14 protein-coding genes are annotated in these 16,593 nt (G+C 48.8%); 6 read left to right on the top strand and 8 right to left on the bottom strand.

Going from position 1 to position 16,593, the window contains the following annotated elements; all coding sequences use genetic code 11:
• Positions 1–380 precede the first annotated feature (380 nt).
• Positions 381–1,331 carry a right-handed parallel beta-helix repeat-containing protein gene (locus tag ACYX4J_RS13035; RefSeq protein ID WP_444896770.1) on the bottom strand — a complete coding sequence of 317 codons (951 nt, stop codon included), beginning with the start codon at positions 1,329–1,331 and terminating at the stop codon, positions 381–383.
• 898 nt (positions 1,332–2,229) lie between these two features.
• Between ACYX4J_RS13035 and ACYX4J_RS13030 the strand changes: the two genes are divergently transcribed.
• Positions 2,230–4,446, top strand: a complete 2,217-nt coding sequence (locus tag ACYX4J_RS13030) for a M3 family metallopeptidase (protein WP_476176781.1) — start codon at positions 2,230–2,232, stop codon at positions 4,444–4,446.
• 324 nt (positions 4,447–4,770) lie between these two features.
• Here the strand turns inward: ACYX4J_RS13030 and ACYX4J_RS13025 are convergent, their stop codons facing one another.
• The 4 genes from ACYX4J_RS13025 to ACYX4J_RS13010 all read right to left on the bottom strand — a co-directional run bounded on the left by ACYX4J_RS13025 (position 4,771) and on the right by ACYX4J_RS13010 (position 9,194).
• The gene (locus ACYX4J_RS13025) at positions 4,771–5,403 is read right to left on the bottom strand and encodes a GyrI-like domain-containing protein (RefSeq protein WP_444916156.1); all 633 of its coding nucleotides are present in this window, start codon (positions 5,401–5,403) and stop codon (positions 4,771–4,773) included.
• 238 nt (positions 5,404–5,641) lie between these two features.
• Positions 5,642–6,103: a GNAT family N-acetyltransferase gene (locus ACYX4J_RS13020; protein ID WP_444916901.1), complete on the bottom strand. Its 462-nt coding sequence runs from the start codon at positions 6,101–6,103 to the stop codon at positions 5,642–5,644.
• Positions 6,104–6,307: 204 nt separating this feature from the next.
• Positions 6,308–7,960 carry an amidohydrolase gene (locus ACYX4J_RS13015; protein ID WP_476176780.1) on the bottom strand — a complete coding sequence of 551 codons (1,653 nt, stop codon included), beginning with the start codon at positions 7,958–7,960 and terminating at the stop codon, positions 6,308–6,310.
• 67 nt (positions 7,961–8,027) lie between these two features.
• Positions 8,028–9,194: a PQQ-dependent sugar dehydrogenase gene (locus ACYX4J_RS13010; RefSeq protein ID WP_476176779.1), complete on the bottom strand. Its 1,167-nt coding sequence runs from the start codon at positions 9,192–9,194 to the stop codon at positions 8,028–8,030.
• A 122-nt stretch (positions 9,195–9,316) separates the two neighbouring features.
• Between ACYX4J_RS13010 and ACYX4J_RS13005 the strand changes: the two genes are divergently transcribed.
• Positions 9,317–9,523, top strand: a complete 207-nt coding sequence (locus tag ACYX4J_RS13005) for a DUF2905 domain-containing protein (protein WP_282933328.1) — start codon at positions 9,317–9,319, stop codon at positions 9,521–9,523.
• Positions 9,524–9,567: 44 nt separating this feature from the next.
• On the opposite strand, the gene ACYX4J_RS13000 is transcribed toward ACYX4J_RS13005, so the two are convergent.
• Both ACYX4J_RS13000 and ACYX4J_RS12995 read right to left on the bottom strand, forming a co-directional pair.
• Positions 9,568–10,674, bottom strand: a complete 1,107-nt coding sequence (locus tag ACYX4J_RS13000; RefSeq protein WP_413665258.1) for an L-dopachrome tautomerase-related protein — start codon at positions 10,672–10,674, stop codon at positions 9,568–9,570.
• Between the two features lie 27 nt (positions 10,675–10,701).
• Positions 10,702–11,436: a glycine betaine ABC transporter substrate-binding protein gene (locus ACYX4J_RS12995; RefSeq protein WP_476176778.1), complete on the bottom strand. Its 735-nt coding sequence runs from the start codon at positions 11,434–11,436 to the stop codon at positions 10,702–10,704.
• 123 nt (positions 11,437–11,559) lie between these two features.
• Between ACYX4J_RS12995 and ACYX4J_RS12990 the strand changes: the two genes are divergently transcribed.
• Both ACYX4J_RS12990 and ACYX4J_RS12985 read left to right on the top strand, forming a co-directional pair.
• On the top strand, positions 11,560–12,471 hold the full coding sequence (locus ACYX4J_RS12990) for a LysR family transcriptional regulator (protein ID WP_413665260.1): 912 nt from the start codon (positions 11,560–11,562) through the stop codon (positions 12,469–12,471).
• A gap of 152 nt (positions 12,472–12,623) precedes the next feature.
• A complete protein-coding gene (locus ACYX4J_RS12985) occupies positions 12,624–13,211 on the top strand; it encodes an SRPBCC family protein (RefSeq protein ID WP_444896778.1) in 588 nt (195 codons plus the stop codon).
• A 96-nt stretch (positions 13,212–13,307) separates the two neighbouring features.
• On the opposite strand, the gene ACYX4J_RS12980 is transcribed toward ACYX4J_RS12985, so the two are convergent.
• Complete coding sequence (locus ACYX4J_RS12980) at positions 13,308–15,479, bottom strand: TonB-dependent hemoglobin/transferrin/lactoferrin family receptor (RefSeq protein ID WP_444905686.1); 2,172 nt, start codon at positions 15,477–15,479, stop codon at positions 13,308–13,310.
• 229 nt (positions 15,480–15,708) lie between these two features.
• Between ACYX4J_RS12980 and ACYX4J_RS12975 the strand changes: the two genes are divergently transcribed.
• Entirely contained in the window at positions 15,709–16,239 is a 531-nt protein-coding gene (locus ACYX4J_RS12975) for a MotA/TolQ/ExbB proton channel family protein (RefSeq protein ID WP_413665263.1), read from the top strand.
• Positions 16,239–16,592, top strand: a complete 354-nt coding sequence (locus ACYX4J_RS12970; protein ID WP_444905685.1) for a DUF2149 domain-containing protein — start codon at positions 16,239–16,241, stop codon at positions 16,590–16,592. The genes ACYX4J_RS12975 and ACYX4J_RS12970 overlap by 1 nt, the downstream gene beginning before the upstream one ends.
• Position 16,593: the final 1 nt, after the last annotated feature.

Genomic DNA, 16,593 nt, shown 5'->3' with positions numbered 1-16,593 from the left:
TGAAAACTGGATTATCTACACTGAAATATAATCCGTTAATACTACCATTGGTTAGTTGAGCGCCCCTATTATCTCTATTTCTATACCGAGTTCGCTAGTGTTGTACATGGGGTTGTAGACATTAATATATAAATCTTATGCCAGAATAAGATCTGCGGACTCACTATGCTAGAACCTGATCGAAAGTGATAGGTAGGGTTATCCGTTGTTGCCTGTGTTAATTAACATGTAGAGGATTGCGGTATATTTTCCTAGTTGATATTGTCGTGTGTTTAAGGGTGACCCTCTTTTTGAAATTAAAAGAGGGTCGTTTGTACATTTAAATTCTCAATTAATGATTTTTTTCTGGCCATATGCTTATATGGTCTTAAATTATCAATTCAATCGAGGCAGCCCGGGTCAGAAGTTGTGAATGTATTGTTTATCCAGGTATTGCTGCTTATGCAAGCAAAGTTTTCTGGATCATATAAGTCGTAGGTATGGCCCTTGGAGAAGTTGCCAGAAATCGTATTGTCGGTGGGCATACTGTCCGCAATATATATCCCATAAGTGCCATTATCAACAACGTTATTATTGGCAATATTATTGAATTCGCCCTGTAGTATCTGGATTCCCGCAAAATCATTATCTGTAATCTTATTTTGCGCGATAGTGCCGTAGCTACCAGCAACTGAAATACCTTGGTAACCATTGAAGTTGGATGTGTTGTGGGTTACACGTGAAAAAATACCGCCAGCTACAATTCCATCGGTTGCACAAAAATAGACCTCGTTAAAATAAACATGATTGTAGGCTCCTGTAATTTCGATGCCAGGATTGTCAGTATTTCCAACAAAATTGTTGTTGACGAGATTGTTGTTACCCTGGATTAGGATACCTTCATCCACAACCCCACTACCTCCAGTGATTGTCATGCTGCTGACTACATTGAAATTGCTTTTGACATAAACAGCATTATTACCAGAATCAGTGATAGTGACACCTGTAACATAATGGCCACCATCACCTACAACAGTCACAGCGTCGCCGCAACCGATTACGCTACCCCCGCTAAGCCGGGCACCACTTTCCAGTAAAATAATACCTGTGCCAAATTTATTGGTGGAACAGGTCAAACTGTAATCTCCCATTGAAAGGCTGCCAGATGGCCCTTCAATTGCTATTGCGACAGAAAATTCATCAGCAATAGTGCACACTAAATCACTATCGAGGGTGGTCGGAGTGGTTATTACGTCACCGCAGCTAACCGCCTGAGCTTGTGAGCCTGTGGCGACACCCATTGATAAAACCGCAAGAGCTGCGCTAAGTGGTAAAATGTATTTCTTTTGCATGAGTCTATCTCTACCTTTAATCAGTTGGGCGAATATATGAATAAAAAGCCAGGTTTTCTGGGTTGATATTTGCGTCTGAAGAGGAGCGCCTGCTTTTTGTTTAAATATTGCCCGATTTATCTTGATTAGATAAATATTGTTTTGAGGTTTTGATAGTATTTTTTAATGGAAATAATTATAAAAAATCGGATAAGTTAAGCGCCGTTGCTTGGCGTCTATAGCTTTATTTCCGAAATGCATTGATACGTATGGCAAATATTCTGATGTTTTTATCGGTTGTCGCTAATTACATTTCTCTGCAGGGGAATATTTCCGGTAGTCAAGGGGTTTATATTGAGGTGACTGTTTTTAATGGGGGAAAGTTTATCTAATTATAAATGGGAACAGGTTTCCCTAAATATATTTAAAGGTGTTTGTTTGTGTTTGTGTTTGTGTTTGGTTTAGGGGCGGTTTTATTGGTCGCTAATTGTCTTAAATGAAACTTGGTTTCCTGCTGGGGGCTCCTCTGATTTAAAGCATCAGTTTTAGGTGCGAGGTAATACTCTTTAGTTTTTAAAAAGGCAAACAAGGATGTGGAGCTGCAATAGCTTGTTGCCGAAGGCTTTGTTTCTGTTGGGGTTAAGTGAGCTTCTGATGGTGATGGAAGTAAGCTGACTATGACCGGGTAGGCGATATGGGCCGAATTTTTTGATTTGGTTCCTTCAGAAGGGACCATTGAGTAGGAGAGGTGTGGGACGCCTAGACCATATGGTCAAAGCTGAAGGAAGTCGTCGTGTATTTCCTTCACTCTGTCGCAGCCTTGGCTGAGAATGGCGGTAGTATTGGCGGGCATAGGCCAACTGGGGTTAAACTCCCGCTCTTAAAACTATTACAAAGCTCTATCCTAGAGGAGATACCGATGCGTCAAACAATGATCGCACTATCCGTGGCCGCAGCTCTTGCGGTAGTGGGCGGTTGTGGTGAAAAGACACAACAGGCTGAGGTGGTCAAAGATACCGTGAATGCCGAGAAGTCCATGGCTGTAAGTCCTGAGCACGCCAGCAACATGCTATTGGCGGAGTGGACAGGTCCTTTTGGTGGTGTTCCTGCGTTTGACAAGATGAATCTTGAAGATCTCAAGCCCGCAATTGAGAAGGGTATTGAGATGAATCTGGCAGAGCTGGACGCCATAGCCGCCGATCCTGCCAAGCCTACTTTCGCCAACACTTTCGTTCCGATGGAGCGCAGTGGTGCAGAGTTGGGGCGTGCATCTTCTTATTATGGGATCTGGGCCGGCAATATGTCCTCCCCGGAATTCCGTGAGGTTCAGCGCGAACTGGCACCTCTGTGGGCTGACTACGAGTCCAAGATTTACCAGAACAAGGCCCTCTTTAAGCGTATCAAGTCTATCTATGATCAGCGTGAATCGATGGACCTGGACGCTGAGCAGAAGCGTGTAGTCGAGCTGGTATATACCCAGTTCGCAACCAATGGCGCCACCCTTGAAGGGGAAAAGAAAGAGCGCTATGCAGAAATCAATAAGCGCTTGGCGGAACTCTATACAAAGTTCTCCAATAATGTACTGGCTGATGAGGAAGGCTACGACATCTTCCTGACTAAAGATCAGCTGGGTGGCCTGCCGGATTCCTTTGTCGCTGCTGCGGCGGCCCTGGCGGAAGAGAAGGGCGAAAAAGGTAAGTACGCTATTACCAATACCCGCTCCTCCATGGATCCCTTCCTGACTTACTCTGACAATCGCGAGCTGCGTAAGCAGATTTGGACCAATTACTACAGCCGTGGCGACAATGGTGATGAGCACGATAACAACGCTATCATCGCTGAAATCCTGAAGCTGCGCGACGAACGTGTTGGCCTGCAAGGTTTCGACAACTACGCTCAGTGGCGCCTGCGCGATCGTATGGCGAAATCGCCTGAGCGCGCCATGGAGTTGATGGAAGCGGTATGGCCGGCGGCAGTTGGTCGCGTGAAGGAAGAAGTGGCTGATATGCAGGCTGTGGCTGATACCGAGAAAGCCAATATCACTATTGAGCCCTGGGACTACCGCTACTACGCAGAAAAAGTTCGCAAGGCCAAGTACGACCTGAACTCCGATGAAGTTAAACAGTACTTGCAGCTGGATAACCTGCGTGAAGCCATGTTCTATGTGGCTGGAGAGCTGTTCAATTTTGAGTTCACTCCAGTGAAGGAAGGCTCAGTACCGGTATTCCATGAAGATGTTAAGGTCTGGGAAGTTACCGATAAGACGAGTGGCGATCATATCGGCCTCTGGTACCTGGACCCATTTGCTCGTGCAGGTAAGCGTTCTGGAGCCTGGGCAACCATGTACCGCGATCACTCCACTTTCGATGGTAAGAAGAACGTTCTCTCTTCCAACAACTCTAACTTTATCAAGGGCGCTCCCGGTGAGCCTGTACTGGTAAGTTGGGATGATGCAGAGACTTTCTTCCACGAGTTTGGCCATGCGCTGCACTTCCTCGCGTCCAACGTTACTTATCCGACCTTAAATGGCGGTGTGCGTGACTACACCGAGTTCCAGTCTCAGCTGCTGGAGCGCTGGTTGTCTACCGATGCGGTTATCGACAATTATCTGGTGCACTACAAAACTGGTGAGCCGATTCCTGCGGATCTGGTGAAGAAGATCAAGAAGGCGGCTAAGTTCAATTCAGGTTTTGCCACTACTGAGTACCTGGCATCTGCACTGGTGGATATGAAATTCCACACTGCTGATCCTGAAGGTATCGATCCAGACAAGTTTGAACGTGAAACTTTGAAGAAGCTGGGTATGCCGGATGAACTGGTGATGCGCCACCGTTCTCCTCATTTTGGTCATATCTTCTCCGGTGAAGGCTATGCGGCCAGCTACTACGGCTACATGTGGGCCGATGTGCTGACCTCCGATGCCTCTGAGGCTTTCGCCGAGTCCAAAGGCGGCTTCTACGATAGGGAAGTAGCTGCGAGACTGGTGAAATACTTGTTCGCTCCTCGCAATGCGTTGGACCCGGCAGACGCATACCGCTCTTTCCGTGGTCGCGATGCCAATATCGAAGCATTAATGCGCGATCGTGGCTTCCCGATCCCTGAAAAGAAAGCGAGCACGGTAGCTGTTAAGGACTAATTTGCAATAGTCCCCGTGACAAAAAAGCCGCATCCTTTGATGCGGCTTTTTTTATTGATTTAACTTGGTCTGTGAGTATTTCAGCTGGTTTCTGATCTCACCCTCTGTGAAGTTCTTTTACTTGTTTAGCCGCAGGCGCTAATTAACTTAACTGGAAACATAAACACCTTGAATATAATCCCGGTGTATAACTTAATAAATGGCTTTCAGAATTGGAGGGTTTCTTGATAAGAGTTAGTGTATAGCTGGTACTAAAATAGGGTTTGGGATACTGGGGGGATCTGATGATAAAAGTTGGCTGTGGGGGTCAAAATAAGCCATTATTTAGCTAACCCGAAACCTTAATACGGTTTTCAATTTTTCCGGTGCAACTTTTCTTGTGTCTGAAAGATAAATTTCCTTGTGTACCTTGGATAGGCGATTTAAGCCCTGATCTTTAGCAAAGGCTTCCATTTTCTCAAAGCTGATAGGCTCATCCTCAAATCTCCCTAAGTGGAGCATTTGTACACACTTCCCCTCTAAAATAGTCTCAAAGTTAACTTGATTCAGTAGTGGATTTGGTTTTTTGTTCTTAACGTAGTTAAGTATTTCCTTGAAAAAGGGTAGCTCGACAAAATCAGGCTGACGTATCATCAGCTTATAGATTAAATCTTCTTTTTTGATCTTCCCAGAATAACTCTCTTTGGCTTTTTCATTGATGTCCCAGACTCCCTCTAATGGATAGACTGTAAAATCAAAGTACCCCCTCGGCTTCTCATCCGTTTTTTTGGGAAGCATCTTGATAGCATAAGCCAAGGAATATAGAGCGCCGATACAGTTTGTGAATGCCTCCTCGGCAGGGCTGCCCTCTCCATGAATAGTAATGTAATTGAGTTTGGGGATATCGATAACTTCAGGTAGAGTTTTAGGGAGATAGAGAGATTTTTCTTTTTTTCGCCATTCATGTTTTACTGGCATAGTATTCCCTTGGTGCTTTCTAGGTCGCTTTAAGTTTACTGTTTATAAATACAGTGTTCAAGATGGGTGGTTTAATGTTGATGTTTGGCAGGTCAAGTTAGATTAGGCGAAAGGAAATTTTCACTTATAACTGAATGGCTTTACGACGACTTTGATCCCGGCGCGTTGGGTGATGATTGAGCGATGATTAATAGGTATAAGCCTGCCATTTTGGGTAGGCACTATGCCGCAGACAGTTTTATTGTCGTCTAATTGTAAGATCTAGTGAAAGTCGCAACATATCTTTGTGTTGCACTCCGTCTTCAACAATGGGTTGATCATAGTTGTGTAAAAAATAATCTTTAACAACAGATTCAACCCTGAACCCATGGCGTTGATAAAAGGTTAGTTGGTAACCGAATGTGCCAGTGCCCAGCTCTATTCGGTGAATTCCTTTGGTGGTGAGCTCTGAAAGAGAGAACTTTAACAGCTTTGATCCAATCCCTTGCTGCCGCACCTCAGGAGAAACTGAGATATTGAAAATCTCAGCGATTGCGGTATCAATTTCTTTTACTACGCATATACCTTCCACAGCGCCGGCATCAATTGCTGCGAAACACCAGGATTCAGGTAAATAGCTGTCTATTTTCTTCTTTGAGGGATCTGCTTCGAGTAGAAGATACAAAGGTGCGTCGCTTACGGGTATTTGGATGTATTTCATAGCGCGGTCTATTTGGTTTCTATTTGAGGCATTAACCTATATGCGCTTTATCAATAAAGTTTTCTTGTAGCCACAAAAAGTAGTATAGCAATAGTGCAATACAAGGCTCTTGGTGAATTATGGGACGGTCGTTGTTTCTGCGAATACCGACTTTCGCCGGTATTCGCGGTTTGAAGTGCGGGAATAATGGAGGTTAGTGGTTGGTTACAGGGGTTTACGGTAGACCTGCTCTCCTTCAACCCAGGTCTCCAGAACCTGTACCTTCCAGATCTCCTGGGGAGCTATCGTAAAAATATCCTTATCCAGCAAAATAAAATCGGCGAACTTCCCGGCTTCAAGGTTGCCGATGACTTTCTCCTGATGGCTGGCATAGGCTGCATCCAGGGTAAAGGCGCGCAGGGCTTGCTCCAGAGTCATAGCTTCTTCTGTGCGCCAGCCTTTACTGGGGTCTCCCTGGCGGTCGCGGCGGGTAACTGCGGCGTGTAGACCGAAAAGCGGGTTTGCGGGTTCTACAGGGAAGTCGGAGCCTGCGGCGATGGAAGTGCCTTGTTCCAGCAGGGTCTGCCAAGCGTAGGCGCCGATCAGTCGTTCATTCCCCAGGCGGTCTCCGGCCATATTCTTATCGCTGGTAGCGTGAGTGGGCTGCATAGAGGCAATCAGGTTGAGCCGGGCGAAGCGCGGAATATCTTCCACCTCAATAACCTGGGCGTGCTCCACACGATGACGATAGCTAGCCTGGCTCTCTGCCTTGTTTAGGGTTTCCAAATGGTTCAATACGATATGGTTAGCCCTGTCGCCGATTGCATGTACGTTAACCTGGAAGTTATTGTCGGTAGCCAGCTTGAGCAAAGACAACATTTTGTCTTCCGGGTAGAGCAGCAGCCCCTTTTCCTGAGGGCGGTCGTGGTAGGGCTCCAGCAGGGCAGCGCCTCGGCTTCCCAAGGCGCCATCGGCGGAAAGTTTGATGCTGCGCATATACAGCCGGTCCGATGGCTCTCCAATATGCCCCGCCTGAAGTAACTGGGCATAGTTGTGGCTATCTACTGAAAGCATGGGGTAAATACGCAACGGGATGGCTTTCTTATTTGCCAGGTCTCGGTAGGCGTTCAGGGTCTGTTCGCTGATACCCGCATCATGCACACTGGTTAATCCCAGTGAGAGAGCGGTGGTAAATGCATTTTGTAGACTCTTTTTCTCCTGGGCTAAAGTAGGTGCGGGTATCGCCTTGTAGATCAGGCTCATGGCGTTATCGATCAGGATGCCTGTCGGGTTGCCGTTTTCATCCCGTAGAATCTCACCGCCATCTGGTGATTGGGTTTCCTTGTCGATCCCCGCTAATTGCAGGGCCCTGGAATTGGCCCAACCTGCGTGGCCATCGACCCGGCGCAACCAAATTGGCTGCTCTATTTCCAATTTATCCAGTTGTTTACGGGTTGGGAAAGCTTTGTTGGGCCAGGTAACCTGGTTCCAGCCACGGCCCGATAGCCATTCGTCGGGCCCCAGATCCCGGGCGTACTTCTTGATGGCTGAGAGTGCTTCTGCAAGGGAGTGATCGCGTAAGTCCAATTCCCCGGTAAGTTGGCCCAGGCCCAGCATATGGCCGTGGGCATCAATTAGGCCTGGAAGTAGGGTTTTACCCTGCGCATCAATTCTATCGGCTGTAGGAAATTGCTTTTCCAGCTGTTGATAGCTTCCAGTTGCCAGTACCTTGCCTTGATCAAAGGCTAAAGCATCGAACGTGAGTAGTTGATCATCAGTAGTTTGGTAGCCGGAAACATTGTGAATCAGAGTGGTGGACTGAACACACAGTGAGGTGGCCATAAGTAGAGTGGCGGTAAGGGGGCGGAAAAAACGCATAGATAGCTTGCCTTATAGGGCGACTTTTGAACCTCGCCCCAACTAGTCGAATATCTTGAAATTCGAGTTATTGTTTTGCTGGATCTATGCGCAGTAAACGGCCTTTGGGGCCATCGGTCAATATGTAAAGACTGCCATCCTGGCCAACTTCTGCGTCGCGTACGCGCTCCCCAATAGGTATCCTTAGCTCGCCAATGGCAGCGCCATCTTTTATCTGAATGATCCTTAAATCTTCGCTAACTAACCCGGCGGAAATAAGCCGTCCTTTCCATTCGGGGAAGGCATTGCCGGTGTAGAAGGCCAGTCCCCCAGGGGCATGGGTATCGAGCCAGGCCAGTGCGGGCAAGGTAAATTCTGGACCCTCGATTTTGAAGGCTATATTGGAGCCATCCCGGTAGTCCCGACCAAAAGTGACCCTTGGCCAGCCATAGTTACTGCCAGCTTTGAGGCGGTTCAATTCATCGCCTCCTGCGGGGCCGTGTTCGGAGGACCAGATCTCCCCACTTTGTTGATCGATCACCAATCCTTGGGGGTTGCGGTGGCCAAAGCTCCAGATTTGCGGCAGGGCATCTGCTTGGTTTTTGAATGGGTTGTCGTCGGGAGTTGAACCGTCCCCATTAATACGAATAATAGAGCCGAAGTGGGTTTGTAGGTTTTGGGCCTGTTCCCGGGCAAAAATATCGAGGAATTCTTGTGGGGGATTACCGCCATCGCCAATGGTAGCCAGCAACGTTTTATCGGGTAGGAAGGCGAGCCGGGAACCGAAGTGTGCGCCGTTATTTTTACCCTGCGCGGACTTGAATATCTCTTCAAAGTTTTCCAACTTGCCGTTATTCCATTTAGCCCGACCAATGGCAAGTCGGTTGTTGTCCATATTGCCAATGGCATAACTGAAGTAGAGCATCTGGTCTTGAGGGAAGGTGGGGCTCACAGCGATATCCAGTAGGCCCCCTTGGCCAAGAAACAAGATTTCTGCTGGAAACCCGATAGGGTCCGCCAATAATTTTCCATCTTTTACAATTCTGAGTTGTCCGCTGCGCTGGGTGATAAGAAAACTTCCATCGGGCAGGCTGGTTATACCCCAAGGGTATTCAAGTGGGCCGGCGACTGAAGTAAGGGTAACCTCTTCGGCGAGCGGGATAGTGCCTCGGGAAATCAAAGGATTATTCTGGCTATTGGCAGCAGTGCTAAAAAAGATGCAGATTGTGACAACTACACTAAGGAGGTATTTCACCACATGGCCTCTATCGATTTGTCTCGGGATTGAGCATAGATAGAGTAGTCACTGGGGAATGTCCAGGCAGTACGCCAGGGTAATTGTCAGGGCGTTAAATCACTCTGTAGGGAGGTGAATAGATGTCCCGCTGGTTGATTATCGCAGGAATAATTTTAGTGTTGGTTGGGGTGCTATTGCACTTTTCCCCAGGGTTATTCAGCTGGTTCGGGCGCTTGCCGGGAGATATTCGTGTGGAGTCGGGGCGCACCCGTTTTTACTTTCCAATTGTATCGATGATTATCGTTAGTTTGGTATTGAGTTTACTGGTAAATTTATTTCGACGTTAATAAAAAACCGCCAGGGCAACTATCTCCTGGCGGTGAGAGGGAGTTTATGGAGTGTAGCGGAAGCGCATCAGCTTGTAGGGTGGCTTGGCATTACCAAGGCCAGAACTGAAAGCAGGATGCTGGTGAAGCTGATCCTGGGTGATATATACCCAGCCATTGCTAATAGCGAGGCTGTCAGGCCAAGAGAGCTGTTTGTCCTGTAACAGGATTTGGTAATTGCCCTGGGTGGTCAGTCCAATGGCGTTATTCTGCAGGTCGGTAACCAGCACGCCACCTTCCGGTGCCATTGCAATGCCATCACTGGGGTTTTTGGGGCCAAATTCTTCAACTTGTGCGGTTAGTTTACTCTCGGAAATATCGGCGTCCGCCAACTGTGCCGCAGGAAGGCGGAAGATTTTATCGCCGCTGAGGCTGCCAAAGTAGAGCCATTCTGCCTTCTCGTCCAGGGCAATGGGATTGAGACCAAAGTGCAGGCTTTTATTCGTATCACCTGCAGTTTTAGCCGCTAGCAAAACTCCGCCGATGATGAGATCCTGCTTTGGCGGCATAAATTCATTAGCGCTTTCCAGTACGCGCCGGGAGTGACCGGTTTTCAGGTCGACGACAATAATTGCCGGTTTGGTCGCGCCGTTAAAATTACCGAAAGACATATCGGCGATGTAGATTTTTTGGCGCTTTTCATCCAGGGAAAAATCCTGCGGAAATGAATTTTCCACTAATGCGGACTTGGAGATTTCAATCTGTTGGTGCAGTTTATTATTGACGCTGTCCCAGGCGACAAGTTGGGCGGGTGTATTTTCACCGCCCATATCCAAGATCCAGACGATGCCTTTGCTATCAGAGTGAATGCCAATTACTGATCCAAAGCCCACTTCACCCTGTTCAGGCCCATCCGCCCAATCTCGATTGGGAAAGGGTTGCTTGGAGCCGTTGGCCATTACCTCGAGTACTTTTAGTTTTGGCGCATCCAGTGGGTGCATGCTGACCAGTACCCGACCATTGGGGGTGACAGTGACACCAGCAGCGCGGGATTCGCTGAATTCAGTGACTGTTTGCAGGGACTCCGCTTTAGCTGCGTGAGTGACGCTGGTGGCTAAGCTGCCAACACCTGCAAGAGCCAGTGCGGCAAATAGTATTTTCGGGGGCTTCATTGCGACTTCCTTAAATTTTACGGTGTTTTAGTTTTTGGCTTGTTTGCGCAGCGCATCTTCCAAGGCGCTGAGCTTTTTGTTGCCGATATAAAGCTGGGACAGCGCAGCCAGGGCGGCGCTGCCAATTTTCTGTTTGGCATCTTTGCGGACGATGAGCGTTGCTTTATCTTGAGTGCCGAGAAGGCCTTTGGGCTCTTTTAGTGCGCGGATGGTGTAGCGGTTGTGAAGAAATTGTGGGTGCCACAAGGGGATCACTACCCAGCGCTCCTGCGCTACGGCGTCTTCAAAACGGTTGAAGCAGTCCGCTTCTATTCCCGGTCGGAATTCGTAACCTGCCTTATCGAGGCCATAGGCCTGGATCATTTCAGCGGAAAAGCGGCTAATACCCGCACCGGGGTTGATTCCCTGGATCAGGCGATCCATACGGGTGAGGGCTGGTTCGCTGAGTAGGTCATCAACGCTGGCAATTGCTTTTTCGGGCACATAATCCGGCACACCCCAGATACAGTGGGGCTCATACAGCACGGTCACTTTTTCGACCTGGTCCAGTATGGGGTTCAGATAGACCTCGTGGCTGGAAGGCAGCCAGGCCGAAGTTAGAAGGTCGATTTCCCCGTTTTTTAGCAACTCGAAGGCCGCCTCATGGGGGGCGGACTTGAAGCTGGTTTGGTGGCCGTGAGCCTCGAGAACCTTGGCGACTTCCCGAGCGCTGGCCTCGTGGAAAGAGAGCGCAATGTGTCCGATGCGAATACTGTTATCCATACCGAAACTCCCTAGTGTAAGTTTGTGACTGTGCAGTATTTACTGCGATAGGGGTATTGTGGTTGCTTTGATTTACCGGATAAACTGCTATTAATAGAAATCAATATTCGATATTTCCGATCAATGCTGATAGATAATCTCAAGTTGTTCCTGCAAATTGTTGATAAAGGTAGTCTGGTCGCTGCAGCGCGGGACTCGGGCCTATCTTCCAGCAGGGTTTCCGAGCGCCTTGCGGCATTGGAGTCGCACTTCGGTGTGGTGTTACTGAATCGAACAACCCGGGCAATTAGCCTGACAGAGGAAGGGCGCACCCTGATTGAGGGTGCTAAACAGATTCTGGGTGAAGTGGATGACCTTGAAAGCCGTATTCGATCAGGAGCGCAGACCCTGTCAGGTGGCATTCGCGTAAGTGCCCCCTGTGACTTGGGGCGGGCGATTGTGGCCCCGGAAATTGACCGCTTCTTACTGGATCACCCGGCTATTTCTATTGAATTGCTGTTGTCGGATGGTTATGTGGACATTGTCGGTCAGGGTATTGATATTGCCTTGCGTTTCGGTGCAATCACCGACAGTTCACTTCGGGTCAGGACCCTGAGCCAAAAGCAGCGCATCCTCTGCGCTTCTCCCAGCTATTTACAAGAGCGTGGCACTCCACAAAGGCCCGAGGACCTGAAGGGTCACAACTGTCTGGTAATGCGTTTCGGTGAAAACCTGGATAGCCACTGGCGCTTTCTCGACAGCCGCGATGGATCGGGGAGTGAGCAAACTGTGGTGGTACGCGGCGACCGGGTGACCAATGACGGGGAACTGGCTCGCCAGTGGTGCCTGAAGGGAAGTGGCATTATTTTAAAATCGGAATTGGATGTAGGGTCGGATATCCAGGCGGGCAGGCTGGTTCGCCTGCTAGAAGAGTACACTCCACCGCCGGTACCGCTTCAAATGTTGTTCCCTCCAAGCCGGGCCCAGCCGCGCCGGGTGGCGGTATTTGCAGACCGTTTGGCCATGAAATTTATATCCACTTCTGCGAGGATTTAATCGCCCCTCTCAAATTGATTGTTATCTTTATTTATTTTGAATTCAGGCCGTAAAGCTCTGGCATTTTTTTATTCTTCTATAATTAGACTTGTGACTTTCTAGTTCATTTATATCAGTGCCGGTATTAAGTTTTTTAGTGGTGGAGGCAGTTGATGATACTAGACATCATATATGCGGTAATTATTCTGTATGTGTTGATTTGCCTGGTGCTGTATTTTAAAGACAAGTCCTACTTCTACAAAAATGCGGCCATTATACAAGCTCCACCCGAAGCCTTGTTTGATTATGTGGTAGACCTGCGAAATTGGGAAAGCAAATATCCGAACACTTTATTTGCGGAATACAATCTGGGGGGCGATAAGTCTACTGTAGGTAGCGTGGCGATCGAAAAATATTGGGGGATTACTGGCTACCACGTAATGAAGCATCAATTAATAAATTATGAGCGGCCCAACAAAATTTCCTGGGAGGGGAAGACGATTTACGGTGGTGCGCTGGTTCTATTATTTTTACCAATTACTAAACACATCACCGGCCATTTCAGTTACACCATTACCGAAATGAAGGGTGGGGCAAGTCACTGGGAGAGACAGTGTTATTTCAAAATGCACTCTGCGAACCCAATTTATCAGCTAGTGTACTTGCTTTATATGCCGCTGTTCAGACTTGAGCTGTTAAAAGCGTTGCGGCTATACCAGGCGGAAGTGAAAGAAATGATGGAGAAGATTTACACGGATTAATTGTATTTTTTGACGCCGCAAAATAAAAAAAGGCCGCATGGGAGTACGGCCATCAAGGGACTTATTTGCGAGATAGGAGAGTGTAAAACTCGTTAATTAAAAATCGTATCTGATTGACGCAGAGAAAGTACGTCCCGGCGCCGCATTGACAGAAAGATCGCTACCTTCATCCCAGCCTGCAACATTCAGGTAGGGAACGTAGTATTTATCCATCAGGTTGTTAACCGCCAAGTTCACAGACATGGAGTCCATTACCTGATAACCCAGGGTCCAGTCTACAGTGCCATAACCGGCAGTTTCAGTAGCGCCGTCGTTCACTTTTTCCATACGGTCTGCCCAGCGCACCAGTATCTGGCTGGAGAGTTTGGCTCCGCTGTAGCTTGCACCGACCACGCCAGAAAGTGGGCTGATGCTGGTTAGGTATTCACCGGTGGTGTCGTTTTCGCCGCGCTGGTAGCTGGCATTTGCAAACAACTCGATTGTTGGAGACAGGTACCAGCTGGCGCTCGCCTCTATACCTTTGATGGTGACAGATTCGATGTTCTGGTACTGGTACTGTTCAAATACATGGGAGAAACTGCCGTCATCACCATTTACAGATTCTTGGTGAATTAAAGTGGTTTCCAGGAAATCATCGTATTCGGTATAAAACGCTGCAGTACTGAAAGCTACAGGGCCCAGGTGCCCGCGCAGGCCGAGCTCGAAGGTGTCACTGGTTTCTGGTGACAAATCGTCGGCGGGCAGAACCTCGTAGATGTATTCGGAGGTAGGTTGCAGGTAATGCTCGATATAGGCTAAATCGTAGGCCGGCACTTTAAAGCCCTGTCCGTATTGGGCAAAGGCGGACAGTTTCGGATTGATTCGGTACAGCGTGCCCAGGTTGAAGGAAACATTGCTTTCTTCAATGGTGGCAAATGGAGTGTCATCAGACTTCAATGCACCGTTGGGGTCCATTTCGTACCAGTCGTAGCGCAGGCCCGGGGTAACGGTCAGCTGGCCATTGGCGAATGACATTTCGTCATTGATAAACAGGCCGGCGCGCGCCACTTCGTTTTCTGGGAATTTCTCGGTGGTGGAGTCCAGGGTGGAGCTACCCGCAACTTCACGGTATTGGTGAACGGTACGCTCGCTCTCCGTTTGCTCCAGGTCCAGACCGTAACCCAGGGTGTGGGTCTCATTCAGGGTTTTGCTGGCGTTGGACAGCAGGCCGATAGTGTCCTGGCGGTAGAGGCCGGTTTCCCACATGTCGCGGATTTCAATCACACCGAACATGGGGGCGTTGATGTCCAGTTGCCCGTACTGCTCGTCTTCCTGTTCAGACTTGTTGTTGTACAAGCTGATATTTACCTGATCGTAAATCGCAGTTGGAGTCTCGCTGTGGTAGCGGAGCTGGTATGCAGTGGTCTCTTTGTCGGAAACAGATTGTTCAGCGACGATGTTGTAGCCGTAGTCGGCCAGTCCGCGGAAGTAATACAGCAGGCCATCGGCACTGTCACCGACAGTTTCCTGGTTCCAGTGGTCGATGCTGAAACTGATAAAGTCTTCGCCACCCAGGTTGTACTTACCTTTGTACAGGATGCTCTTCGATTCAATCTCGAAGGGGTCCTGGGTTTCGTCGTAGTTCTGTTGTTCTTCACCATCGCGGAAGGTGGTGTGCAGCAGTTGCTCAAAATTGCCGGTGCGCAGGGCAAGGGTAGGGGAAACATTGTGCTGGCTGGTGATGCCGTTGTAGCCGGTCTTGATAGATCCGCCAAACTGCTCGCCATCTTCCAGGTAGTCGGAAGCATCTTTGGTGGTGAACACTACGATACCGGCAAGGGCGTCTGAACCGTACAGGGAGGAGGCTGCGCCTTTGGCAACTTCAACCTGCTTTAGGGTGTCCACTTCAATAAAGCCGCGACCAATAATGTCGTTTTGGCCATTGGCGCCATAACCCTCGTTCACCCGCATACCGTCTTTGATAATCAGTACACGGTCACCGCCCATGCCGCGCACCAGAATATTCTGCGCGCCGCCAGCCTCACCGGTTACTTCAACACCGGGCTCGTATTGGAACAGCTGGTTCATGTCATTGAGCTGAAGCTGCTCAATTTCTTCATTGGTCACCACGGAAACGCTGCCCGCAACGTCTTTCAGGGGTTTTTCTGCGCGCCCGCTGACGACGATCAGCTCGAGTTCATTGCTGGACGGAGAGGTCGGGGTCTCTGCGCACAGGTTTGAGGCGGAGGCTAAGCCCAAAATGGCTGCTGCTAGTGGGCGACGTTTCATGGTGAATTCCTTGATGTCGTTGATTCGGTCTGCTCGTTAAGGGTCTCTGGTTGCCCTTTCGCTTGGTCTTGTCGACCAGTTCGGAGCGAGATTATATGGATACTTATCAAAATGTAAAGGTAAATGCGAATCAATATCAATTAGATTAAATTTGACCTTAAAAGTTTCTTTGGGTACTTTCCGCTCAAATTTGTGAACGGCATCAATAGTGGGGCTTGGGAGGCTTGCAGTGAATATTCAATCAATTGAGACCTTAATGGCGGATGTGGCCGACCTGTTTATGGCCCCAGTATTACTGGCGATCCTGGTACTTTTTATCTACTCGCTTTATGCCGCCGGGCGCTTTATTTCACTGTGGATGCTTCGCCGTAAAAATGCCGGAGCCTATCGGTTGGCATTGAAGCAAGGTCGGGTTGAGCGCCTGCCGGGCTACCAGGTGCACAACTTTTACGTGAATAACCCTTTGGCATGTGACGACGAATTGGAAGTTTTTGCGTTGAGAAAACTGGAACTTCTTCGCATGGCTACCCGAATCGCGCCCATGTTGGGTTTGATTGCCACCATGATTCCTATGGGGCCGGCACTTCGCGCGCTGGCCGATGGCAATATCCAGGGAATTAGTGAAAACCTGATTATTGCTTTCGCCGCTGTGATCTGGGGCTTGGTAATCTCCACAATTACCTTCTGGCCCGCCTCAGTGAAAAAACGCTGGTTTGCCTCTGAGCTGATCAATATCCGCAAGCTGAAGGAGGCCGACTGATGCGCTTCCTCGACGAAGATGAAGAACTGAATCCTATTCTGAGTGCGGTGAACCTGATCGATGTGTTTCTGGTCATTATCGCCGCGCTGCTGATTGCCATTGCGCAAAATCCCTTGAACGTTTTTTCCAATGAAAAGGTCACGGTGATTAAAAATGCCGGCGAACCCAATATGGAAGTGATCGTCAAGGACGGTAAGGAAATCAAACAATACAAATCCACCGGGGAAATTGGCTCAGGGGAGGGCACCCGTGCGGGAGTGGCTTACCAGATGGCCGATGGCAGCCTGGTTTATGTACCGGAAGGGGAAGGTAAAGAAGCTCCCGCCGGTGAAAAAGCTTCGGGGGGGAATTAGT

The sequence above is a fragment of the Microbulbifer sp. ABM4_008 genome (genome assembly GCF_056311705.1).
Note: the sequence above shows the minus strand (reverse complement) of the source record. Positions and strands in the feature narration are given on the sequence as shown.